At 73.2% G+C, this 22,995-nt stretch carries 16 protein-coding genes; 11 read left to right on the forward strand and 5 right to left on the reverse strand.

All coding sequences use genetic code 11. The features are described from left to right. The first annotated feature begins 156 nt into the window (after nucleotides 1–156). Both ABH925_RS12675 and ABH925_RS12680 read left to right on the forward strand, forming a co-directional pair. Nucleotides 157–1,164, forward strand: coding sequence for an ATP-binding cassette domain-containing protein (locus ABH925_RS12675; RefSeq protein ID WP_370147535.1), 1,008 nt, complete (start codon nucleotides 157–159; stop codon nucleotides 1,162–1,164). After that, complete coding sequence (locus tag ABH925_RS12680) at nucleotides 1,161–1,934, forward strand: ABC transporter permease (protein ID WP_370147536.1); 774 nt, start codon at nucleotides 1,161–1,163, stop codon at nucleotides 1,932–1,934. The genes ABH925_RS12675 and ABH925_RS12680 overlap by 4 nt, the downstream gene beginning before the upstream one ends. 66 nt (nucleotides 1,935–2,000) lie before the next feature. Here the strand turns inward: ABH925_RS12680 and ABH925_RS12685 are convergent, their stop codons facing one another. Continuing rightward, nucleotides 2,001–5,291 (reverse strand): BTAD domain-containing putative transcriptional regulator, encoded by a 3,291-nt coding sequence (locus ABH925_RS12685; RefSeq protein ID WP_370147537.1) that lies wholly within the window; start codon nucleotides 5,289–5,291, stop codon nucleotides 2,001–2,003. Between the two features lie 804 nt (nucleotides 5,292–6,095). On the opposite strand from ABH925_RS12685, the gene ABH925_RS12690 reads away from it, so the two are divergent. The 7 genes from ABH925_RS12690 (at nucleotide 6,096) to ABH925_RS12720 (ending at nucleotide 15,162) form a co-directional block, all read left to right on the forward strand. Next, on the forward strand, nucleotides 6,096–9,155 hold the full coding sequence (locus ABH925_RS12690) for a BTAD domain-containing putative transcriptional regulator (RefSeq protein WP_370147538.1): 3,060 nt from the start codon (nucleotides 6,096–6,098) through the stop codon (nucleotides 9,153–9,155). Nucleotides 9,156–9,373: 218 nt separating this feature from the next. After that, nucleotides 9,374–11,035: an anthranilate synthase component I family protein gene (locus ABH925_RS12695; protein ID WP_370147539.1), complete on the forward strand. Its 1,662-nt coding sequence runs from the start codon at nucleotides 9,374–9,376 to the stop codon at nucleotides 11,033–11,035. Continuing rightward, the gene (locus tag ABH925_RS12700; protein ID WP_370147540.1) at nucleotides 11,032–11,631 is read left to right on the forward strand and encodes an aminodeoxychorismate/anthranilate synthase component II; all 600 of its coding nucleotides are present in this window, start codon (nucleotides 11,032–11,034) and stop codon (nucleotides 11,629–11,631) included. Before ABH925_RS12695 ends, ABH925_RS12700 begins: the two co-directional genes overlap by 4 nt. Before the next feature lie 94 nt (nucleotides 11,632–11,725). Then, complete coding sequence (locus ABH925_RS12705) at nucleotides 11,726–11,929, forward strand: hypothetical protein (RefSeq protein WP_370147541.1); 204 nt, start codon at nucleotides 11,726–11,728, stop codon at nucleotides 11,927–11,929. Between the two features lie 283 nt (nucleotides 11,930–12,212). Beyond that, on the forward strand, nucleotides 12,213–13,433 hold the full coding sequence (gene eboE / locus ABH925_RS12710) for a metabolite traffic protein EboE (RefSeq protein WP_370147542.1): 1,221 nt from the start codon (nucleotides 12,213–12,215) through the stop codon (nucleotides 13,431–13,433). Between the two features lie 378 nt (nucleotides 13,434–13,811). After that, a complete protein-coding gene (locus tag ABH925_RS12715; RefSeq protein ID WP_370147543.1) occupies nucleotides 13,812–14,519 on the forward strand; it encodes a 4'-phosphopantetheinyl transferase superfamily protein in 708 nt (235 codons plus the stop codon). Nucleotides 14,520–14,622: 103 nt separating this feature from the next. Then, a complete protein-coding gene (locus ABH925_RS12720) occupies nucleotides 14,623–15,162 on the forward strand; it encodes a hypothetical protein (protein WP_370147544.1) in 540 nt (179 codons plus the stop codon). Between the two features lie 34 nt (nucleotides 15,163–15,196). Here the strand turns inward: ABH925_RS12720 and ABH925_RS12725 are convergent, their stop codons facing one another. The 3 genes from ABH925_RS12725 to ABH925_RS12735 form a co-directional block, all read right to left on the reverse strand. Continuing rightward, nucleotides 15,197–16,960, reverse strand: coding sequence for a BTAD domain-containing putative transcriptional regulator (locus ABH925_RS12725; protein WP_370147546.1), 1,764 nt, complete (start codon nucleotides 16,958–16,960; stop codon nucleotides 15,197–15,199). 266 nt (nucleotides 16,961–17,226) lie between these two features. After that, nucleotides 17,227–17,511 (reverse strand): hypothetical protein, encoded by a 285-nt coding sequence (locus ABH925_RS12730; RefSeq protein WP_370147547.1) that lies wholly within the window; start codon nucleotides 17,509–17,511, stop codon nucleotides 17,227–17,229. Between the two features lie 96 nt (nucleotides 17,512–17,607). Then, the gene (locus tag ABH925_RS12735; RefSeq protein ID WP_370147548.1) at nucleotides 17,608–18,645 is read right to left on the reverse strand and encodes a terpene cyclase; all 1,038 of its coding nucleotides are present in this window, start codon (nucleotides 18,643–18,645) and stop codon (nucleotides 17,608–17,610) included. A gap of 237 nt (nucleotides 18,646–18,882) precedes the next feature. On the opposite strand from ABH925_RS12735, the gene ABH925_RS12740 reads away from it, so the two are divergent. Continuing rightward, a complete protein-coding gene (locus ABH925_RS12740; protein ID WP_370147549.1) occupies nucleotides 18,883–21,780 on the forward strand; it encodes an AAA family ATPase in 2,898 nt (965 codons plus the stop codon). Nucleotides 21,781–21,868: 88 nt separating this feature from the next. Then, nucleotides 21,869–22,282, forward strand: a complete 414-nt coding sequence (trxA, locus tag ABH925_RS12745; RefSeq protein WP_370147726.1) for a thioredoxin — start codon at nucleotides 21,869–21,871, stop codon at nucleotides 22,280–22,282. 33 nt (nucleotides 22,283–22,315) lie between these two features. On the opposite strand, the gene ABH925_RS12750 is transcribed toward trxA, so the two are convergent. Beyond that, a complete protein-coding gene (locus ABH925_RS12750) occupies nucleotides 22,316–22,927 on the reverse strand; it encodes a TetR/AcrR family transcriptional regulator (protein ID WP_370147550.1) in 612 nt (203 codons plus the stop codon). Nucleotides 22,928–22,995: the final 68 nt, after the last annotated feature.

Raw genomic sequence — 22,995 nt, forward strand, 5'->3', positions numbered from 1 at the left:
CGGGCGCGGCGGGCGCGGAACAGGCGGGCGCGGAACACGCGGTGTCAGCGGGCTTCGGGGGCTGAAACCGCGCTGAAACCGCGGCAAATCCAGGTGGGCGCACTCTCGTGTTCGTAGCCGAGGCCGCAGGGGCCACGGAAACGAACGGAGGGGACCATGTCCACCACCCCAGCCCCGTCCGCGATCACCGCGGCCGGACTGCGCAAGGCCTACGGCGACCACGTCGTGCTGGACGGCATCGACATCGACGTCCCGCAGGGCACGGTGTTCTCGCTGCTCGGCCCGAACGGCGCCGGCAAGACCACCACCGTGCAGATCCTGTCCACACTGCTGCGCCCGGACGGCGGCCGGGCCACGGTCGCCGGGCGCGACGTGGCCCGGGAGGCCGACGCGGTGCGCGCCGCGATCGGCGTCACCGGCCAGTTCTCGGCCATCGACAACCTCCTCACCGGCGAGGAGAACATGGTGCTGATGGCGGACCTGAACCACCTCGGCAAGCGTGAGGGCCGCCGCCGCGCCGCGCAGCTGCTGGAGCAGTTCGACCTGGTCGAGGCGGCCAAGCGGACCCCCGCGACCTACTCGGGCGGGATGAAGCGCCGGCTCGACCTGGCGATGACCCTGGTCGGCAACCCCCGGGTGATCTTCCTGGACGAGCCGACGACGGGCCTGGACCCGCGCAGCCGCCGGTCGATGTGGGAGTCCATCCGGGCCCTGGTGGCCGACGGCGTCACGATCTTCCTGACCACCCAGTACCTGGAGGAGGCGGACCAGCTCGCCGACCGGATCGCGGTGCTGGACGGCGGCAGGCTGGTCGCCGAGGGCACCGCCGCCGAGCTCAAGCGGCTGATCCCCGGAAGCCACGTCCGGCTCCAGTTCGCCGACATGGTCGAACTCGACGCCGCGGCCCGGGTGTTCCGCACCTCAGCCCGGGACGACAACGCGCTGACCCTCAGCATCCCCAGCGACGGCAGCGTCGCCTCCCTGCGCGCCGTCCTCGACCAGCTCGACGGGGCGTCGGTGCGGGCCGGGCACCTGACCGTGCACACCCCCGACCTCGACGACGTCTTCTTCGCCCTCACCGGCAGCGGGACGAGCGGCGACACCGACATCAGCGGCACCATCCCGGCCACCACCTCCAACGACATGATTGGCAGCCAGCGATGAGCACTCTCACCTACGCCGTCCGTGACTCCGCCACGATGCTCCGCCGCGACTTCCGGCACACCCTGCGGTACCCCGTCATGACCGTCGCCACGATCCTGACCCCCATCTTCATGCTGCTGCTGTTCGTCTACGTGCTCGGCGGCCAGCTCAGCGGGGGGTCCCGGGGCCACTACCTGGACTACGTCATCCCCGGCATCATCGTGATGACGGTCGGCAGCGGCTGCGCCGCCACCTCGGTGAGCATCTCCGCCGACATGAACGAGGGGGTCATCCCCCGGTTCCGCAGCATGGCGATCTTCCGGCCGTCGGTGCTGATCGGCCAGGCCGTCGGCTCCGTGATCAGGACCATGCTCAGCCTGGTCCTGGTGGTGGGCACCGCGCTGGCGCTGGGCTTCCGCTCCTCCGCCACCCCGGTCGAGTGGCTGGCCGCGACCGGCCTCACCCTGCTCCTGGTCATCGCGCTGACCTGGGTGGCGACCGCGCTCGGGCTCCAGGCCAAGACCCCGGCCGCCGCCAACAGCTCCACCCTGCCGCTCCAGTTCGTGCTTCCCTTCCTCAGCAGCGCCTTCATCGACCCGTCGACGATGCCGGTGGGGCTGCGCTGGGTCGCCCAGAACCAGCCCTTCACCAAGGTCATCGACACCCTCCGGGGCCTGCTCACCGGCACCCCGATCGGCCACAGCGGGGCCTGGGCGCTCGGCTGGTGCGTGCTGCTGACGGTGGTCGGCTTCGTCGGGGCCCGGGCGGTCTTCAACCGCGACGGGAGCTGAACGGCAGCCCGACGGGGCAATTCGGCAGGGCAGCGGGGCGGGGCAGCGGAGACGCTGCCCCGCCGCTCACGTGTCCCGCTGCTGTTCCGGGCCCCGCTGCTGCTCCCGCTCCTGCAGCAACGCGACGGCGGTGCTCCACAGTTCGGGGCGGGTCAGGTCGGCGTAGGCGGAGACGGCTTCCGCGTAGGCCGGCCCGTCGGCGTTCTCGGCGGACTCGCGGGCCGGGCCCGGCGACATGGTGGGCTGGAATCCGCAGCGGAAGCGCAGGCGTTCGGCCAGCGCGACTCCTCCGGCGCACCAGGCCCGCCGGGCGTCCGTCCCGGCGGCGGGTTCGGAGCGATCGGTCGGGTTCGTCGGGTCGGTCGGGTCGGTCAGATCGGCGAGGTCTGCCAGTACCAGCGCCAGTACCAGCGTGCCGCACAGGGGCGACTCCGCGAGCGACGGCGACGGCTCCAGCGGGTCGCCGAGCAGCGCGGCGAGCCGCCGCGGCAGGCCGTCGACCAGGCCCCGGACCTGGTCGAGCCGCCCGTGCCGGGCGTGCGCGACCACGGTGACGGCCTGGCACTCCATCAACCAGGGCGCCAGCGCCGGGTCCACCGGGGAGTCGGGGGAGCGGTCGTCGGTCAGCCGGCCGACCGCCTCGCGCCACAGTTCCAGCCCGGCCCCCACCTCGCCCCGGGAGATCAGGATCTCGGCTCGCACGCCAAGGGCGAAGGAGTAGGTGCCCGGGTCCTCGTCGGTGAGATCGGCGGCGGCGAGGGCGAGCCAGCGCTCCGCCTCGTCCACCGAGCCGAGCTGAAGGTGCGCCAGCACGATGCCCCAGCGGATCCCGACCGACTCGGAGCGGTCCCCGAGCCGCTCCATCATGTCGAGCGCGCCGGTGAGATGGCGCAGCGCCTCCCCGCCCCGGCCGACCTGGAGGCACAGATCGCCGAGCAGGCCCAGGGCGAGGACCCGCATCAGCGGGGTGGCCGGAGTGTCGAAGGCGTCCACGATCCGGTGGCCGGCGGCCAGTGCGCGTTCGGGCTCGCCCTGGTTGTGCCAGCGGTAGGCGGCCAGGACGTTGGCCACCCCGGCCAGGTGCGGATCGGGGTCGTCGCAGAGCGCACGCAGGGCCGGGTGGTCCGGGCCGGGCCCGTCCGGGGACGCTGCCAGCACCGTCGCGATGTCGCCGACCAGCGACTTCCGCTCCTGCGGGGGCATCCGGCGCAGTACCACCAGCGCCCGCACGGCCCTCGGGCCGAGGGTCAGGAAGGTGGCGGCGGTGGACAGCACGGCGGCGGTCCGGGTGACCTCCAGGTCCTCGGGGCCGGGTCGGAAGTGCGACAGCAGCGGGCCGATGTCCTCGGTCAGCACTCCGAGCCGGGCGTAGTTGGACTCCACCGACCACAGGCCCGCGAGCAGGGCGGAGGCGGCCACCGCGGCGGCGCCGTCCCCGGTGGCGAGGCCGAGCCGCAGCGCCGTCAGCAGGTTGTCCTGCTCGGCCCGGACCCGCTCCAGCACCGGCACCGGGTCGGCGCCGAACACCGCGTCGTGGTGCGACCGGCCGTAGGCCCGGACCCACCCGAGGAACCCCTCGGTGGCGCGCGCGGTCTCGGCGTCGGACTCGCGGCGTGCGGCGCTGAACTCGCGAACGGTCTCCAGCATCCGGAAACGGGTGCCGGAGGGCGTGCCGGCGACCTTCAACAGCGACTGGTCGGCCAGGTTTTCCAGGACCTCCAGGGTCTCCAGCACATCGGGGGCCTCCAGTGGATCGCGTGCCCCCGACGCCTCGTCGCCGAGCAGGAACCGGGCGGCCTCGGCGGTGAAGCCGTCGGGGAAGACCGAGAGCAGCCGCAGTGCCCTCCGCCCCTCGGGTTCGAGCAGGTTCCAGCTCCAGTCGACCACGGCCTGGAGGGTGCGGTGCCGCTCCGGAGCGTCCCGGGCGCCACCGCGCAGCAGCGTGAACCGGTCCGTCAGCCGGCGGGTGATCTCGGCGACCGACATCACCCGGACCCGGGCGGCGGCCAGTTCGACCGCCAGCGGCAGCCCGTCCAGGTGGCGGCAGAGCTCCCGGACCTCGTGCGCCGGAAGCTCTGCGCCGGGCCGCGCGGCCCGGGCGCGCTGGTCGAAGAGTTCCACGGTCATCGCCGGGCTCAGTTCGGGCAGCGGGTAGACCGACTCGGAGGACAGCCCGAGCGGGGTGCGGCTGGTGGTGAGCACCCGCAGGTCGGGGGTGGTCGAGACCAGCGCCCGAACCAGCTCCGCGACCCCGCGCACCACCTGCTCGCAGTTGTCGAGGACCAGCAGCGCCGGGCCCGGGCCGAGCGCGGCGGCGACGCCGGCCAGCAGGTCGGCGGGGATCGCCGGGCCGCGCAGGGTGGCGGGCCGGGAGTCGCGGACGCCGAGGACCGAGGCGACCTCGCTGACGACATCGCCGTCGTCGGTGATGCCGGCCAGGGCCACGAACTGCACCACGCGCTGGTCGGCGTCCCGGCTCACCGCGTTCGCCAGCCGGGTCTTCCCCAGCCCGCCGGCGCCCACGATCGAGGTCACCCGCGACGAGCGCAGCAGTGCGCCGATCGCGGCGAGGTCGCGCTCCCGGCCGAGCAGCTCGTTGGGCTCGTGGGCGACCCCGGCCCGGACCAGCGGGGCCTCGGCCGTGAGCAGTTGCTGGTGCACGGAGCGGAGCGCGGCACCCGGGTCGGTGCCCAGCTCGTCGCGCAGGGTCCGCCGGTAGTGCTCGAACCGGGCCAGCGCGGCCGAGGGTCCTGAGGTCGCCGCTTCGCAGCGGAGCAGCTCGACCAGGATCTCCTCGTCCCTGGGGTACTCGCGGGCCAGGCCGGCCAGTGCCGTCACGGCCTCGTCCCGGCGTCCCAGCCGAGCCAGCGCCAGGGCCCGGTTGCGCGCCAGCGCCCAGTACGCCGGCCGTCGTTCGGCACGCAGCTCGGCCACCGGATCGCCGGTCCCGCCGCCGTCCCGGTCGCCGTCCGCGGACCAGAGCGCGAGCCCGGCCTCGGCCCTGGCCAGTGCGGCGGCGTGGTCGCCGGCCTGGGCGTGCAGCGCGCAGTCGGCGGCGGCGAGGGGCAGCGCGGCCGCGTCGACCTGGTCGTCGCGCAGGGCGAGCCGGTAGCCGGTGGCGGTACTGGCGATCAGCTCCGCGCCGAACTGCGACCGGGCCCGGGACACCAGTACCTGCAGCGCCTTGCCCGGGTTCTCCGGCTGCTCCTCCGGCCAGAGTCCGTCCACCAGCCGCGCCACGCTGCAGCCGCCGCGCAGGTTCCCGGCCAGCAGTGCGAGCAGCCCGCGCAGCCGTGGTCCGGTGATCTCCTGCCCGCGGAGGGCCACCCGTGGCAGCAGCGTCAACTCGGTCGTCATTCGAGCAGATTAGCCCGGACCCGGCGGCCGACGGCGATCTCCGCCCGGGGCCCGATCCGGTCTGACGCGGCGTCAGTCATCGGATCCGCGCGAACTGAGCGGCGCCCCGCGACCGCGGGGATATGGCTCCGGTGCCACCGGACGTATTCGAAGCATTTCGCCGAATCCTTGGCAAGGACGTATACCCTGAATCTGTGCCCACGCTATGCGCGGGTCGCGGGCGGGACGCCGGCGGTAATGACGACAGGCGCAATCCGGCCATCCGAGGTGCCGGGGTGCCGGTGCGGCGGGCGGCCGTCGCACCGGGTTACTGTGGAGTAAGAATCCACTCGGGGCGGCCCGGGATGGAATAGACGTGTACATGATGAAATAGCCGCCGATGTGCACAGTCCGACCCGCTGTGGCCCGGTGGACATGGGCGGATTGCGGTATATCGCCATGCGGTCGCATTCCTTGTCGCCTTTCGTATTGGCATGGACATTTGCGACGTGTGTGGTGGCTGATGCTGTCTGGCCGTTGTCGGTGCGGCTTTGCCGGGAATGGCCGTCGTCATCGCCGGAACCCGTGAACCTCTCTGTCGCGGTCTTGCGAACGCCCGCTGAACAGGCCGATGGTGACGATCGGTTATCCATCGGGTCCTTTTTGACCGGCTACGGTGAGATTGTCTCGGACGGTCACAGCACTGCGGAGTCACGGCCGCTCCGTGGAATTGGCATTTCGTCCGAGCGTGCCACTCGGGACATCGGAACATTGCCGGTGGGCACCGCCGAGTCACGCCGGTTGTACCGGTAATGTGAATGCCATATGCCTCGGGGCGGGGCAGTATGGCTGGGAGGTCCGGTGGGGGAACGGCTCAGTTTCAAGATCCTGGGCCCACTGACGGTCACTGCGGGCGAACGCGCGGTCGCTATCGGTGGGGCGCGCCAGCGAACGATCCTGGGCATGCTGCTGATCCGTCCGGGGCGGATCGTCCCGGTGGAGGCGCTGGTCGACGAGGTGTGGAACGGCAGGCCTCCGGCGACCGCGCGGACCCAGGTGGCGATCGTGATCGCCGCGCTGCGCAAGACCTTCAGGGCGGAGGGGGCCACCGAGGAGGTCATCGTCACCGCCCACCCGGGCTACCAGTTGCACCCGGAGGGGCACGACGTCGACTCGATCGCCTTCGGCGAGCTGGTCGAACGGGCCGAACTCGGGGTGCGGGAGCAGCGGTTCGCCGATGCCGCACGCGACTACGCGCAGGCGCTGTCGCTGTGGCGCGGGCCCGCGCTGGCCGGGGTGTCCGGGCAGCTGGTCGAGGACGAGGCGGCCCGGCTGGAGGAGTGCCGGCTCAACGCCTACGACGACGCCACCGCGGTCCGGCTCGAACTCGGCAACCACCAGGAGCTGGTGCCGGAACTCACCGCGCTGGTGCGCGAGCACCCGCTGCGCGAGCGCACCCGCTACCACCTGATGCTGGCCCAGTACCGCTCCGGCCGCCGGGCCGAGGCGATGGAGAACTTCCGGGACGCGCGCCGCCAGTTCATCGACGAGCTGGGCCTGGTGCCCGGGCCGGTGCTGCAGGAACTGCACGAGGCGATCCTGCGGGACGACCCCGCGCTCAGCCCCGCGCCCGCGCCGAGCCGCCGGGCCGCCCTGCCGGTCGACGTCGTCGCGGCCGCTCCGGACGAGCTGCCGCCGCCCGAGGTCACCGTGGTGCCATCGGAACTGCCGCCGGACGTACCGGGGTTCACCGGCCGGGAGTCGGAACTCGCGGCGCTGGACCATCTGATCGCCGAGCAGGACGGCCAACTGGCGCCGACGGTAGGGCTGATCACCGGGGTCGCCGGGGTCGGCAAGACCGGACTCGCGGTGCGCTGGGCGCACCGGGTCGCCGAGGACTTCCCGGACGGGCGGCTCTTCGCCGACCTGCGCGGCTACGACGAACTGCACGAACCCACCGCCGCAAGCGAGGTGCTGAGCCGCTTCCTGCGCTCGCTGGGCGTGCCCAGCCAGCAGATCCCGGCGGGGGTGGAGGAGCGGGTGGCGCTGTACCGGAGCGTGCTCGCGGACCGGCGGGTGCTGGTGGTGCTGGACAACGTGCGCACCTTCGCGCAGATCCGGCCGCTGCTGCCGGGCAGCGGCGCCTCCTGCGTCCTCGGCACCAGCCGGGAGCAGCTGGAACAGCTGGTGACCTGGCCCGCGCAGGCCCGGGTGCACCTGGGCATGCTGCCCGAGGAGGAGGCCACCGAACTGCTCTGCCGGATCGTCGGCGAGCAGCGGATCAGGACCGCCAGGGTCGACGCGGCCCGGCTGGCCGAGCTCTGCGACCGGCTGCCGCTGGCGCTGCGGATCGCCGGCGCCAGGCTGGCCTCCAAGCCGCACTGGACCGTGCGGCACCTGGTGACCCGGCTCAGCGACGAGCGGCGCCGGCTGGACGAGCTGAGCCAGGGCGAGTCGCAGGTACGCGCCAGCTTCGCGCTGAGCTACCGCTTCCTGTCCCGGGACGCGGCCAAGCTGTACCGCTGCCTGGGCCTGCTCGACGTGCCCGACTTCACCGCCTGGACCGGCGCCGCGCTGCTCGACACCGGGGTGATGGAGGCGGAGCAGTTGATCGAGCACCTGGTGGACGCGCAGTTCCTGGAGGTCGTCGGCATCGACGCGACCGGACAGTTCCGCTACCGGCTGCAGAACCTGCTGCGCCTGTACGCCGGCGAACGGGCCAGGGAGGAGGAGCCCGAGAGCGACCGGCTGGCCGCCTGCGACCGGGTCTTCCGTACCTGCCTGGCCATCGCCGAGGAGGCGCACCGCCGCGAGTACGGCGGCGACTACAGCGTGGTGCACAGCGCGGCGGCGCGCCGTCCGATCGACTCCGCGCTGCTGGAGGAACTGCTGGCGGCGCCGCTGGAGTGGTACGAGGCGGAGCGGCTCTCGCTGCGCGCGGTGGTGCTGCAGGCCGCCCGGACCGGGCTGGCCGATCTCGCCTGGGACCTCACCGGCTCGATGATCGGACTGTTCGAGACCCGCAACTACACCGATGACTGGCGGAGCTGCGCGGAGCAGGCGCTGGCCGCCGCCGTCTCCGCCGGGGACACCCTCGGCCAGGGGGTGATGCGCTATCACCTGGGCGCGGTGCAGCTGCGGCTGCAGCGCTTCGAGGACGCGGTCGCCGAGCTGGACGCGGCACTGGGGCTGTATCAGGCGGCGGGCTCGGAGCTGGGCCGGGCGATGACGCTGCGCAACCTGGCGATCGTGGACCGGGTCAGGGGCGACTGGGGCACCGCGATGGGACGGCTGGAGGAGGCGCTGGCCGTCTTCCGGGCTCTCGGCGACCGCTTCTCCGAGGCCCACACCCTCAACAACATGGCCCAGGTGCAGACCGACCAGGGCCGCCCGGGGCTGGCCCTGGAGCTGGCCGAGGAAGCGGTCAGGATCGGCGAGGGCATGGGCGAGGACGGGGTGCGCAACCTGGCCCAGTCGGTGCACCGGCTGGCCCGGGCCTATCTGGCGCTGGACCGGTTCGAGTCGGCGGAAGCGGCGTTCCAGCGGGTGGCGGCGATCTCCAAGGGCAAGTCCGACCTGATGGGCCTGTCCTACGCGCTGCTCGGCCAGGGCGAGGCCCGGCTCGGTGCGGGTACGCCGGAGTCGGCCGAGGCGGTGCTGGTCGAGGCGCTGGAGATCGCCCGCAGAATGGGCAGTCAGCTGATCGAGGGTCAGACCCAGCTGGTCTTCGGCGAGATGTGCGGGCGGCTCGGCCGGGAGGCCGAGGCCAGGACCAACCTGCTGGCCGCGCGGGACGTCTTCGTCCGGGTCGGCGCCCCGCAGTGGCGCGACCGTGCGGAGCAGGCCCTGACCGCGTTGGTGGCGGCCGCGCCGGGCGCCCCCTGAGCCGCGCCCGGCGGGCGCCACTTCTTCGGGGACGGCGTCCTCACGACAGTGCGGGCGACGTCGGTGCGGGCGGCGTCGGTGCGGGCGACGACGGTGCACATAGGCCGGGGATAGCGGGGGTTCCTACGGTGCGGAGGCAGTACCTCGCTCCCGCTCCCTGGAGACCGCCCATGCGGGACGCGCCGGTACGGCAGACCAGCCGAGCCAAGGAGACACCAGTGACCACTCTGCTCGACGCCGCCGTCCGGGCCCCGGCCGGCGGGCGGCAGTCCCTCCCCGTGCGGGTGGAGGAGACCCGGCTCGCCCCGCACTCGCCGCTGCAGCTGTACGCCGCGCTGCTGGCGCGGGGGGAGCAGGACGTGTTCCTGCTGGAGAGCCTGGAGGGGCCGGCACAGGAGGGCGACTCCTCGATCGTGGGCCGGGGGAGCCTGGCCGAACTGCGGGTCCACCCGGGCCGGATCGCGGTCTCCGGCACGGCCCCGCTGGTCCGCGCGCTGCTGGTGGTCGCCGACCGGCTCGGCCTGGCCGCAGCGGCCCCGCCCGAGGGCGCGGTGGCCGATGCGGCGCTGACGGGCTCGGTGAACGGCGCCGTGAGCGGCACGGCGAACGGCCGCGTGGCGGGCGCCGTCGGGAACGCCGATGACGGCGCCGCTGCCGGGCAGGCCCACGAGCGGAGCTTCGAGCGCGCCCTCGCCCGTCCGGAGCAGGTCTGGGAGCTGCTCCGGGGCGCCCAGGAGCTGTTCCGGGTGCAGACCCGACGGCCCGCGGACGCCTACGCCTTCGGTTTCCTGGCCACCATCGGGTACGGCGCGGCCTGGCACATGGAGGAGCTGCCACCCAGAGCCGACGCGACTGCGGAACCCGACCTGGTGCTCACCCTGTTCCGGGAGACGCTCTGGTACGACCAGGACTCCGGCGGCGTGCTGCGGCTCAGCGCCGAGGGGCCGGACCTGCCGCCCCGGGACGCCGACGCGGACCTCGCCGACCTCGCCGCACTGGTCGCCGCACTGCCCCCGCTGCCGCCGGTACCGGACGCGCCGCCACCGCGCTCGGTACGCGACAGCATCGACGAACCGGCCTACCTGGACCGGGTGGAGCGCTGCCTGGAGCACATCGGGGTCGGCGACATCTACCAGATCCAGATCGGTCACCGGATCGAGGTGGAGACCGAGCTGCGGCCGCTGGACGTCTACCGGCGGCTGCGCGGACGCAATCCGTCCCCGTACATGTACCTGGTGCCGCGCGGCGGTTCCACGCTGATCGGGGCGAGCCCCGAGGTGCTGTTCCGCACCGAGGGCGACCAGGTGGTGATGCGGCCGATCGCCGGGACCACCCCGCGAAGCGGCGATCCGGAGCTGGACCGGCCCCGGGTGGAGGTGCTGCGGGCCAGCGAGAAGGAGCGGGCCGAGCACATCATGCTGGTCGACCTCTGCCGCAACGACATCGGCCGGGTCTGCCTGCCGGGCACCCTGGCCACCGAGCGGCTGATGTCCGTCGAGACCTTCTCGCATGTGTTCCACCTGGTCTCCACGGTGCGCGGGACGGCGGCGCCCACCGAGGACGTCTGGTCCGTGCTGCGCGCCACCTTCCCGGCCGGGACGGTCACCGGGGCGCCCAAGATCCGGGCCATGGAGCTGATCCAGGAACTGGAGCCGCAGCCCAGGGGGATGTACGCGGGCGCGGTCGGCCTGGTGGACAGCCGGGGCTGGTCGATGCTGGCGCTGTGCATCAGGACCGTGGTGCACGACGGCGCCGGCTACTCGACCCAGAGCTGCGCCGGCGTCGTCGCCGACTCCGACCCCCGCGCGGAGTGGCGGGAGACCCTGCACAAGATGGGCGCCGCCTACTGGGCGCTGACCGGTGAGGAACTGCTGCCGTGAAGGTCCTGCTCGTCGACGCGTACGACAGTTTCACCCACATCATCGACCAGTACCTGCGCACCCTGGGCGCGGACACCGAGGTGGTCCGGTCCCGCACCGAGCCCCCGGACCGGCTGGTGATGCGCCGGCCGGACGCGGTGGTGCTCGGCCCCGGCCCGGGCCATCCGGCCGACTCCGGGCACGTGGAGCTGGTGCGGGCCTTCGCCGGACGGGTGCCGCTGCTCGGCATCTGCCTGGGCCACCAGGCGATAGCGCTGGCCCACGGCGGCGAGGTCACCGTCGCGCAGCGGCTGAAGCACGGCAAGACCAGCGAGGTCCGGCACGACGGGGCGGGCGTCTTCGCGGGACTCGGGGACACCATGACCGCCACCCGATATCACTCCCTCATCGTCGCGGAGCCGCTGCCGGACGCCCTGCTCGGCACCGCGCACGCCGAGGACGACGGCTACCTGATGGGGCTTCGGCACCGCACCCTGCCTGTGGAGGGAGTCCAGTTCCACCCCGAGTCCATCAGCACCGTGGGCGGGCTGCGGCTGCTGGACAACTTCCTGGCCGAGGCCGCCCGTTCGGGTCGAGCCCTCGCAGGTGGGGGGTGAGGGAAGCCGGGACGATAAAGCACCGAAGCCGCTGCCTCGTAGCGTCTGCGGTGTCGGAAAGAGCGCAGCTCACACCACGAGGGAGAGTCAGACCATGCAGTTCCACCGGGGGATCAAGGTCGCGGCGAACAAGTTCAAGAGGATCATCGTGGCGCTGGTCGGAACGGCCGCGATCATCGCGGCGGTGCAGGTGTCCGCCGACGCGGCCGTCGTGCACCGGATCGGCGGGCACGCCGCCGTCGCCGACGCCACCGTCGTCCCCGTTCCGGACGGTCCGGGCAACGGCGAGTGGACCTGACGCGCTCCGCAGCCGGCAGCGGTACGCACCGCACCAGCACGACAGCACCAGCACGCACCGCCGAACAGGCGGCACCAGTACAGCGCCGCGCACCGCATCCGGTGGCGCGGCGGCGGAGGCCGGGAACGGCGGCAGCGGCGGGAAGCCGGGCCGGCCGGCCCGGCCTCCGGCGTATAGGGCGCCGATAGGCGACCGCAGCAGAGTTGACGTGCCACCAGCTCCCGATCGTCCGCACTCCTCGGACGCGGCGTCAGGCCGGGGGACAGACGTAGGAGTGGGACCCATGCGACTTCGACACACCGACGGCAGCACCGTCCACCTCGCCTACTGCACCAATGTGCACCCGGCCGAAACCCTGGACGGCATCGTCACCCAGCTGTCCGACTACGCCGAGCCGGTCCGCCGGAGGCTCGGCGCGGACCGGCTCGGCGTGGGCCTGTGGCTGCCGGCCGACACCGCCGCCCAACTCGCCGCGGACCCGGCCTCGGTGGCGCGGCTGCGCCGTGAGCTCGACGAGCGCGGGCTGGAGACCTTCACCCTGAACGGCTTCCCCTACCGGGGCTTCCACGCCCCGGTGGTGAAACGGGCCGTCTACGTGCCGGACTGGTCCGAGCCGGCCCGGCTCGACTACACCCTGAACCTGGCCCGGGTGCTGGCCGGACTGCTGCCCGAGGACGCGGTCCGCGGCTCGGTCTCGACCCTGCCGCTGGCCTGGCGCACCGCCTGGAGCGGGGTACAGCGTGCGGCCGCCGCCCGGCAGTTGCACGAGCTGGCGCTCGGCCTGAAGCGGCTGGAGCAGGAGACCGGACGGGTGGTCAGGGTCGCGGTCGAGCCCGAACCCGGCTGCCTGGCGGAGACCACCGAGCAGGCGCTGGACGTCCTGGCCGGCACCGACCGGGACTGGATCGGGCTCTGCCTGGACAGCTGCCACCTGGCGGTGGCGCACGAGGATCCGGCCGACGCGGTCGCCCGCCTGCTGGACGCCGGCGTCGCGGTGGTCAAGCTCCAGGCCTCGGCCGCGCTGTCGGCCGCACAGCCCGCGGACCCCCTGGTGCGCGAGGCGCTGCTGCCGTTCGCCGAGCCCCGGTTCCTGCACCAGACCAGGGAGCCGGGCCCGGACGGGGTGCTGCTGGGCGCCGACGACCTCGGCCCGGCACTGGCCGGCGCGCTGCCGGGACGCGAGCCCTGGCGGATCCACTACCACGTACCGCTGCACCAGCAGCCGGAGCCGCCGCTGAGCAGCACCACCGAAGTGCTGCGGGAGACCCTGGCGCAGCTGTTCGGCGGGCCCAGGGCGCTCACCGACCACATCGAGGTGGAGACCTACACCTGGTCGGTGCTGCCGGACGACCGCCGTCCGGACCGGGCCGGGGATCTCGCGGCCGGACTCGCCGCCGAGATCGACTGGACCCGGCGCGAGTTGCTCGCCCTGGGGCTGCGGGACGACGGCGGCGCGGGCACCGCGCCGCCCGGCCCGACGTACACCCCCGCCCCGGCCCCCTGAGGCCGGGGACCACAGCCCCGGTCCCGGTCCGGACGCCCCCCGCGTCCGGACCGGGACCGGCGACACGGCGATTCGGGTGGTCGCCGTCGACGACCCCGGTACCCCCCGGGGTCGCGGTCCGGGCTCCGCGGCTGACCCCTGACGTCAGCACGCCGGCCCGGGCCCGCACCGGGCCCGGCGCTTCTGCGGAGACGCGCCGGGCCCGTTCGCACGCCCTCGGCGATCCGGTGACCACCGTGAACGCTGCGTATAGGTCGTTCGTAGGCGCTCCAGGCACGCTCGAAGGGAACGATAAGCGACCGATATCGGCGAACGGCGAAGGGGGTAGTCCTGGTGGAATCGAGGCCTCGCGCGTTCAGCGAGTCAGGCTGTGGAACGGTGGCCCATGTCTGGTGCTGGCGGCCGCCGGAACGGACCGACCCCGACGATCTGGCGCTGCTGGGCACCGAGGAGTTCCGCCGCGCGCTGTGCCTGCCGGCCGAATCCGAGGTCGCCGCCTTCGTTCAGGTCAGAGCCGGCGCCCGGCGCGCGCTGGGCGGGCTGCTCGGGGTCGATCCCGGCGCGATCGGCCTCGGTCGCCACCCCTGCGGGGGCTGCGCGGACGACAGCCACGGCCCGCCCAGGATCAGCGAGCCGGCGCTGGAGCCGCCGCTGTCGATCAGCCTGTCCCGTACGGCGGGGTGCGGGGTGTTCGCGGTCTCCGCCGGCGCCGCCATCGGCGTGGACGTCGAAGCGCTGCGCCCGGTCCGGGACCCGGCGCTGTTCGACTCGGTGCTCACCGCGGCGGAACGCGGCTATCTGCGCGGCCGGCCCCCGGGGGCGGCCCGCGACCGCGCCTTCCACCGGATCTGGACCCGCAAGGAGGCGGTGGTCAAAGCGCTGGGGGCGGGCCTGATCGGTGCCGATCTGACCCGCCTGGAGACCCGCCCGGAGCTGCCGGGGCCGGTCCTGGTCCGGGACGAGTCGGCCGGCCGCAGCACCCGGTGGACCGTGCAGGACCTGCGGCTCTCCGACGCGGTCGCCGCCGCGCTGGCCCGCCCGGCCGACCTCGGCCCGGTCCCGGTCCGCCTCCACCGAACCCCCTGACCCGCACCGCGCACCGCCCCGCACCGCGCACTGCCCCGCACCGCGCACTGCCCCGCACCGCAACCCGCCCGATCATCCGTGCGCTCGGAAGGAACGAGATCCCGTGACCACCCAGCCCGTCGAGTACGTCAACGCCCTGGCATCCCCCGAACGGCTCACGGAGCAGGGCGGTCAGCCCGGCAGCGAGGAGCTGGCCGCGTTCCTCGCGGCCCTGACCGACGCCGTCGAGGCGGCGGACCCCGGCCCGGCCGCCCCCGGCGGCTGGGAGCAGCGCGAGCGGCTGCGCACGGCGACCTGGGTCCGCCAGGTGTACGACCACCCGTTCGGGGCGGCCCTGTTCGCGCCCCCGGCCGGGGCACTCGCCCGCGAGGCCCAGCGGGTGCAGGCCGCGGAGCTCGGCTTCCGGACGGACGTGGGCCGGGCCCGTGCCCATTCGGTCCGGCAGTCCTGCGGGCTCCGGGCGGTGGCGGCGGTCGCCGCCCTGTGGGCGGTCTGCGCGGACGCGCTGGCCAGGACGCCCCGGCCGCCGCGGGAGCGGCTGGTCGAGGACGCCTGGAGCATCGTGCGCGGCACCATCCGCCCGGCCCTGGCCCCGTTCCCGCCGGGCTCCGGCACGGACGCGTTCCGCGCCCGCAACTGGTGACCGGCGCGAACGGCGCCAGGGCCGGGGCGGTCGCTCACCCTGCGGCGGCCGCGGTGTCGGCCACCCCGGCCAGGTCGGCCGCGCCCAGCCAGGAGGACAGCAGCAGCACCAGCTCATGACAGCGGTACAGCGGCCGGCCCTGCGGATCCAGCGCGGACAGGTCCAGCAGCGCGGCGTCCACCAGCTCCTCCAGGGACTCCTCGGCCTCGTCCTCGCTGACCCCGAACCACTCCGCGGCCGCTGCGGCCGGGAAGGTCCCGGTGCCGGCCGGGGAGAGCCTGGCCAGGGCCTCCAGCGGCTCGGGACCGAGCCGGCGGACCGAGGGCAGCAGGGCCCGGCGCAGGTTCACGTCGCCGAAGGACAGCTCGCCCAGCCGGCGGGACGGGTCGGCCAGCCGGGCCGCCAGCCGGCCCAGCGGCCAGTGCGGCCGGGAGGCCAGCTTGGCCGCCACGATGGAGAGCGCCAGCGGCAGCCCGCCGCAGTAGGCGACCAGGTCGTCGGTGGCGTCCCGGTCCTGCTCCAGGCGGTCCGGGCCGATCGAGGAGGCCAGCAGTTCCAGGGCCTCCTCCTCGTCCAGCGGGTAGAGCGCCAGGGTGTCCGCGCCGGACACCCTGGCCAGCCGGGGCCGGCTGGTGATCAGCACCACGGCGTCCGCCCCGCCCGGCAGCAGCGGCGCCAGCTGCAGGTCGCCGACCGCGTTGTCCAGGACCACCAGCAGTTGCCGGCCGGCCGTACGACCCCGGTAGCGCCGGACCAGCTCCTCCTGCTGCGCTCCCTCGTGCTCCGGCGCCGGGTCGCCCAGGCCGCGGAGCAGCTGCCGCAGCACCGAGGCGGTGTCCTTCGCGGTGCCGTCCGGGTGGCACAGCTCGGCGAAGAGCACCCCGTCCGGGAAGCTCGCGGCGCTGTCACCGGCGGCGCGCACCGCCAGTGTGGTCTTGCCGACGCCGGCCATCCCGGTGATCAGCAGCCGTCGGGGTCCTCCGCCCTCGGCGGTCCGTTCGGTGAGCCTGCGGGTCAGCTCGGCCAGCTCGCGCCCGCGTCCGATGAAGTGGTCCTCGGCGGGTGGCAGCATCGACGGCACGCCGCGCACCGGTGCGCGGCGGGTGAGCTCCGCCTCCGGTCGGCCGACGTCGCCGACCAGCACCGCCTGGTAGGTGGCGCCCAGTGCCTCGCCCGGATCCACGCCGAGCTGCTCGGCGAGCAGCGCGCGGCCCTGGTGGAAGGTGTTCAGCGCGTCGGCCTGGCGGCCGCACCGGTACAGCGCGGTCATCAGCTGCGCCCGCAGCCGCTCCCGCATCGGGAACTCGGCGACCAGCCGGGTCAGCTCGGCGGTGACCGGCTCGTGCAGCCCCAGCGCGAGGTCGGCCTCGATCCGGCTCTCCAGGGTGAGCATCCGGGCCTCCTCCAGCCTCGGCAGCTCGGTCTCCTGCATGAACTCGGTGACGTTGGCCAGGGCAGGGCCCTGCCACAGCCGCAGCGCCTCCCGCAGCAGCGACTGCGCCTCCGGGTAGCGGCGCTCGCGCAGGGCCTCCCGGCCGAGGCGGTCCAGTCGCTCGAACTCCTCGACGTCGATCCGGGAGCCGGGCGCGTTCAGCACGTACCCGGGCGGCCGCCGGACGATCTCGACCTCAAGGCCGAGATATCTGCGTAGTCGTGACATGTAAGTGTAAATTTGGGCACTGGCGGTGGCGGGCGGGTCCCACCCCCAGAGCATCGAGCTGAGCCGGGTGTCCGAGACCACCCTCCCCTCCGCGAGAAGCATCGTGGCCAGCACGGTGTGCACCTTCGACCCGGACAATGCGACCCTCCCACCGGTGTTTCTTGCTTCCACGCGCCCCAGAATGCTGAAGTCCATCCGGCACCCCCTCCAGAGGTGTGTCCTGTCTGCTTCCCGAAGCTAGACGGACCGTTTATCCGGGGGTTATCGCCTTCTTGCCAGGGACGCCCGCGGTGCGATAACGGCTCCCGACGCGCATGGACATGACGAATTGACGGAGGCGAATTCGCCTCCGTCGGCGCGGGTGGTGCGAGGCCGGGACGCCGGCGGCCGGGACGGGGCCGCGGTCAGGCCATGGCCCGTTCGGGCATGACCCGCTCGTCCACGTCCGTGATCAGGGTGCAGACCGCGCGCCGGGCGCGGTGGTGCACATGGTCGACCCGGACCGAGAACGGCTGCGGCGGGGTGGACGGCAGTTCACCGGTCAGTGTCACGCTGTCCGCCAGGCGTTCGTGGTGGTAGTCGAGCTCCTTGCCGTCGACCAGCAGTTCGATCTCCGGCGGATGTCCGCTGCGGAGGTTGACCGTGATCGAGTGCCCCGCCTGGTCGACGTGGAACTGGTGGTGGGTCATGGCATCCTCCCGAACGGGGGCCCTGACCCTCCAGGGTACGCCGAAACGGCCCCTGGGCTGGATGTCCAGAGGCCGGTCGTCGTGGTGCCGGGGCGGCTACCAGCGCCGCCGCAGCAACGTCTCCAGGTAGTTGGGACGGTCCGGCGGCAGCGTCCCCTCCGGGCGGTAGCGCACCGTCCGGTGCTCCCAGTCGAAGTAGCCGCGCATCCAGGAGCCCATGCCGTCCCGGTAGCGCTCCACCGCCCGCCGCTCCGCGCCGCGCAGGCCCAGCCGCTCGCAGAGCTCCGGCACCCGCTCCGACAGCCGGACGAACTCGTCGATCATCCACTGCGCCTGCGCCAGCACCGCGGAGACCGCCTCGGCCAGCGTGCACTGCTGCTGGTGCTGCAGCACCACCACCAGGTTGTAGACGTCCCCGCGGGCCGCCTCCTTTCCGTACGACCAGACGTCGTTGCTGGTGGCGGGGGCGTCCGCGGCCAGCTGGCGCATCTGGCGCAACTCCGGGCTGTGGAAGGCGACCGCGGGCACCTCGCCCAGCATGCGCTCCATCAGATCGAGCACCGTCTCCACCCCGGAGGCTCCCCGACGCAGCATCAGATATGCGTCCAGTCCGGGGATCTCGCCGTCGGTGCCGTCCCGCCGGGCCTCGGCGGCCAGCGCCCGGCCGAGTGCCTCATTGGGATGTGCCGCGAAGTACCACTCCCAGTGGTACGACGCGCGGGCCCGCCAGCGCGGCGACATCCCCGCGCAGCCACGCCGCCACAGGTCGGCGAAGGCCGAGATGATGGGCGTGCCGTGCCGGCGGGGGGTGGTCCGTTCCGGGTCCGAGGCCGCTATCTCGATCAGCGGGGCGCAGACGTCGGCCACTTCCACCGGGTGCAGCCCGAGCTCGCTGTCGAACTGGTCGTCGAACAGGAAGTAGAACGCGTGCTGGTCCATGGCCAGCACGAGTTCCTCCGGGCTCGCGTCGGGAAAGCTCCATGCCGCCAGGTCGGCCAGGTTCCAGCTGGTGTAGCGGTCGATCGCCTCACTGCCCCGGAGCATGTCGTGCGCTTGGAGCCAGCTGAGGTTGTGACCTGCGGCCGCATCCCGGTGCGGATTGATCCGCTGTGGGAAGGGTATGGTGAGCTCCACAGTCAATTCCTCCTCTCCGTGCCACGCGCCGGACACGGCGAGTTGCCCCCCACCGCGCCCAAGTGCCAGCGACGCTACCCGAACTGATCGTCTGTTGGCAGTGTCGCTTCGGTCATGTGTTCAAGTATCAACGAGAGATGGCGAAAACGCTCCCCCAGCCGCTTTGCGGATACTCCTCCCCCATCTGGCCACTGCTGGATAACCTCGGAGCAGACGGCGACGGACGGAGCGCATGCGGTGACTGGGCGCGGGCTGTACGAGCGGGAAGAATTCACGGCGCAGGCCGAGCAGGCGCTGGACGCGCTCTGCGAAGGCCATCGCAGAGGCAGGACCGACCTGGGCGGGATGCTGCTCTACAGCGGTCCGGCCGGTATCGGCAAGACCAGTCTGCTGGCCCAGCTCCGCCGGTCGGCCGTGGATCGCGAGCAGCCGTGCACGGTGCTCTACGCCAGGGGCGGTGAGCGCTCCCGCGAGGCCGCCTTCCATGTGGTGCGGCAACTGCTGCAGCCCGCACTGGCCAAGCTCGACGACAGGGGCCGCACCGAGCTCATCGAGGCGTCCCAGTACGACCTGGTCGCGCCCGCACTGGGCCTGGTCGCCCCGACCGTGAACGCCCCCTCGGACCCGCAGGGTGTCCGTGACGCGCTGGACTGGATGGTCAGCCAACTGGCGGTCCGCAACGGCCCGCTGCTGGTGATCGTGGACGACGTGCACTGGGCCGACATCGAGTCGCTGAACTGGCTGACCTCGTTCGCCACCGGCCGGGTCGCGGGCCTGCCGGTGCTGCTGGCCGCCGCCTTCCGGCCCGAGGAGATGCCGTCCGAGGCCGAGCCGCTGCTCGCCCCGGACAGCATCGGCTGCATCCTGCAACTGCACGACCTCAGCCCGGCCGCGGTGGAGGAGCTGGTCCGGAACGAACTCGGCGAGGACGCCGACGACATGTTCTGCCGCCAGTGCTGGTCCATCACCGCGGGCAACCCCTACGAGCTGGGCGCTCTCGTCGCCAAGCTCAAGGACCGCCAGCTCGCCCCGATCAACGAGAACGCCGGGCAACTGCGCGAACTGGTCGCGGCCGGACGCGGTCCGGCCATCGCCCGGCGGCTGGAGAAGTACGGCCCGGACACCTACCGCTTCGCCTACGCCCTCGCGGTGCTGGACAACGCCATCGACCCGGACATCGCCGCGCGGGTCGCCGTGATCACCCCGTCCGCCGCGGCGACCGCGATCCAGTGGCTCCGCGAGGAGCGCCTGATCAAGGACGAGACGCTGCCGGACGGCCGGATCGGGCTCGGCTTCGTCCACCCCACCATCGCCACCGCGATCTACCAGTCGATGCTGTTCCCCAACATCCGCACCGCGATGCACGGCAAGGCCGCGGCGGAGGTCATCGACAACGGCGGCTCCATGGCCGCCGCCTCCCGGCACCTGATGGAGCTGTATCCGGACGACGACCAGCTGGTGGTGCGCCAGCTGCGGCAGGCCGCCAGGGAGCACCTCGCCGTCGGCGCCCCGGACACCGCCCGCCGCTGCCTGGAGCGCGCCCTGCAGGAGCCCCCGGCCGACGAGGACCGCGCCGAGGTGCTGTTCGAACTCGGCTGCTCCGCGCTGCTCACCGACCTCCAGGCGACGATCAACCACCTGCGCGCCGCCATGGAGGCCAGCCCCGGCCTGAGTACGGAGCTCCGCGAACAGGCCACCCTGCGGCTCGGCCAGGCCCTCGGCCACAGCAACCAGATGGCGGAGGCGGCCGAGGTCACCGCCGTCGAGCTGGCCCGCACCGAGCCGGGGCTCGGCCGTACCCGGCTGCAGGCCGCGTACTTCATGTGGCGGGCCTTCCTGCGCGAGGAGCCGGACGGCCTGGAGCGGTCGCGGCGGCTCGCGGAACTCTCCGAGTCCCTGACCGGTACCGACTCCGGATCCCGGGCCGTCCGGGTGATGCGGGCCTTCGACCTCACCCTGCGCGGCGAGGAGTCCGCACAGGTGCTCGCGCTCACCGAGCGGGCCTTCGACCGGGGGCGGCTCGCCGAGGGCATCGGCTGGACCAACACCGTGTGGGGCTTTGAGATCCCGGTGCTGATCGGCCTCACGTACATCTACAACGACCGGCTGGACCTGGCCATCGCGCTGTTCAACCAGGCCGCCGACGAGTACGAGGTGGCCGGCTGGAGCGGCGGGCACCTGGCCTTCGTCAACCTCATGCGCGGGCTGGCGCTGTGCCGCTGGGGCCGGCTCGACGACGCCGAGAACTTCCTGCGCGACACCCTGCGCAAGTCCGACCGGCTCGGCCGGAACACCCCGCTGCAGTGGGACATCGTCGCCGCGCTCTGCGACACCCTGATGGCGCGCGGTCAGCTCGACGAGGCGGTGCAGCTCGCCGAGGACTACTCCTTCAAGCCGCCGTTCCCGCCGGTCATGGTCGTCCCCGACGCGCCCACCCTGTACGGGAGGCTGCTGCTGGCGCAGGGCCGGAGGAAGGAGGCCGCGATCCAACTGGAGGAGTCCGGGCGCCAGTTGGACGCCAAGGACTGGCACTACACGGTGTGGGCGCCGTGGTCGGGGCCGCTCGCGGTCGCCATCGCCGACGAGGACCCGCAGCGGGCCAGGGCGCTGACCGCGGAGGCGCTCAAGCGCGCTGAGCGGATCGGCACCAACTCGGCGGTGGGCACCGCGCTGCGCTGGTGCGCGGCGGTCGCCGAACCCGGAAAGGCGGTGGGCCTGCTGCGGCAGGCCGTGGAACGGCTGGGTCAGTCGCCGGCCGCCTACGAGCACACCCTCGCACTGGTCGACCTGGGTGCCGCGCTGCGCCGGGCCGGCCGTCCCCGGGAGGCGGCGGACGCCCTGGAGCAGGGCATCCAGCTGGCCGCGCAGTGCGGTGCCGACGGTCTGGTGATCCGCGGCCGGGCCGAACTGCAGGCCTCCGGCACCAGCCCGGACCGGCTGCACGCGATCGCGCTGCGGGTGCTCAACGAGCAGGAGCGCGCCGTCGCCGAACTGGCCGCCGTGGGCGTGCCCACCCAGCGGATCGCGCAGGAGCTGGACATCACCGAGAAGGCCGCCAGCCGGCTGCTGGCCTCCGCCTACCGCAAGGTCGGCACCGGGCCGGACGGCCTGTCGGCGGTCCTCGGCCTGGACTAGGGTTGTCCGCCGGCGATGCCGCCGGGCGGGGCGTGCGGTGGAATAACCGCGGCCGCCCCGCCCGTTATGGGCGGCAGTAGGCCCGGAGATCCGCCTCTCGCAGGCATCCCCTTCTCAGGAGAGTAGGCAGCGCGGCATGAGCACCCTCGAACTCACCAAGGACAACTTCAACGAGGTCGTCGAGAACAACGGCTTCGTGCTGGTCGACTTCTGGGCCTCCTGGTGCGGCCCGTGCCGGATGTTCGCCCCGGTGTACGAGAAGGCCGCCGAGGAGAACCCGGACCTGGTCTTCGCCAAGGTCGACACCGAGGCCCAGCAGGAGCTGGCCGGGGCCTTCGAGATCCGTTCCATCCCGACACTGATGATCATCCGCGACCGCACGGTGGTCTTCTCCCAGCCGGGCGCGCTGCCGGCCCCGGCCCTGGAGGACCTGATCAAGCAGGCCCGCGCGCTGGACATGGACGAGGTCCGCAAGGAGGCCGAGCAGGCCGGTCAGGCCTGACCGGCCCAGAGGGTTCGGGGCAGAGGGTCCGGCTCAGGGGGTCCGGCCGGACCAGGACCGCTGCGGCCGGTACTCGACGATCGTCAGCGCGAGTTCCACATGCCGGTCCACCAGGGCGTCCAGGCTCAGCTCGCGGTCCGGGCGGAACCACTGGGCGACGGCGTTGCACATGGCGATCACCGCTCGCCGTGCCTCGTCCGGGTACGGGGTGAGGAAGACCCCCGCCGCCACGCCGGCTTCGATGGCGTGGCGGAACAGGTTGGAGGCCTCGGCGTGACGCCGGCTGAAGTGCGCCAGCGTCTCCGGGGTGAGGTGGCGCTCCTCGGACAGCACGATGTTGCTCCGGGCCGGATGCTCGGCCCGGAACCGGGTGGTGGCCGCGACCACCGCCGAGAGCCGGTCGGCCGGCGCGTCGCCGACCGCCGCCAGCGCCTCCGCGCAGGCGGCGAAGTAGGTGTCCATACCCTCTTCGAGCAGCGCGTGGAGCAGGTCCTGCTTGCCGGAGTAGTAGTGGTACATCGCCGAGAGGCTCATTCCGGCGCGCTGGGCGATGTCCCGGATCGAGGCGCTGCCGTAGCCGCGCTCGGCGAACTCCTGGCGGGCGGCCTGCAGCAGCGCGTTCTGTCCCGAGGGTCGCACGGGCATGGGGCCGTCCTTGCTGTGATGACTGATCGATCGTTCAGATTCTAGCGGGGAAACGGCCGTTCCGACCC

This window comes from Streptacidiphilus sp. EB129 (assembly GCF_041262645.1).
GTDB lineage: Bacteria > Actinomycetota > Actinomycetes > Streptomycetales > Streptomycetaceae > Streptacidiphilus.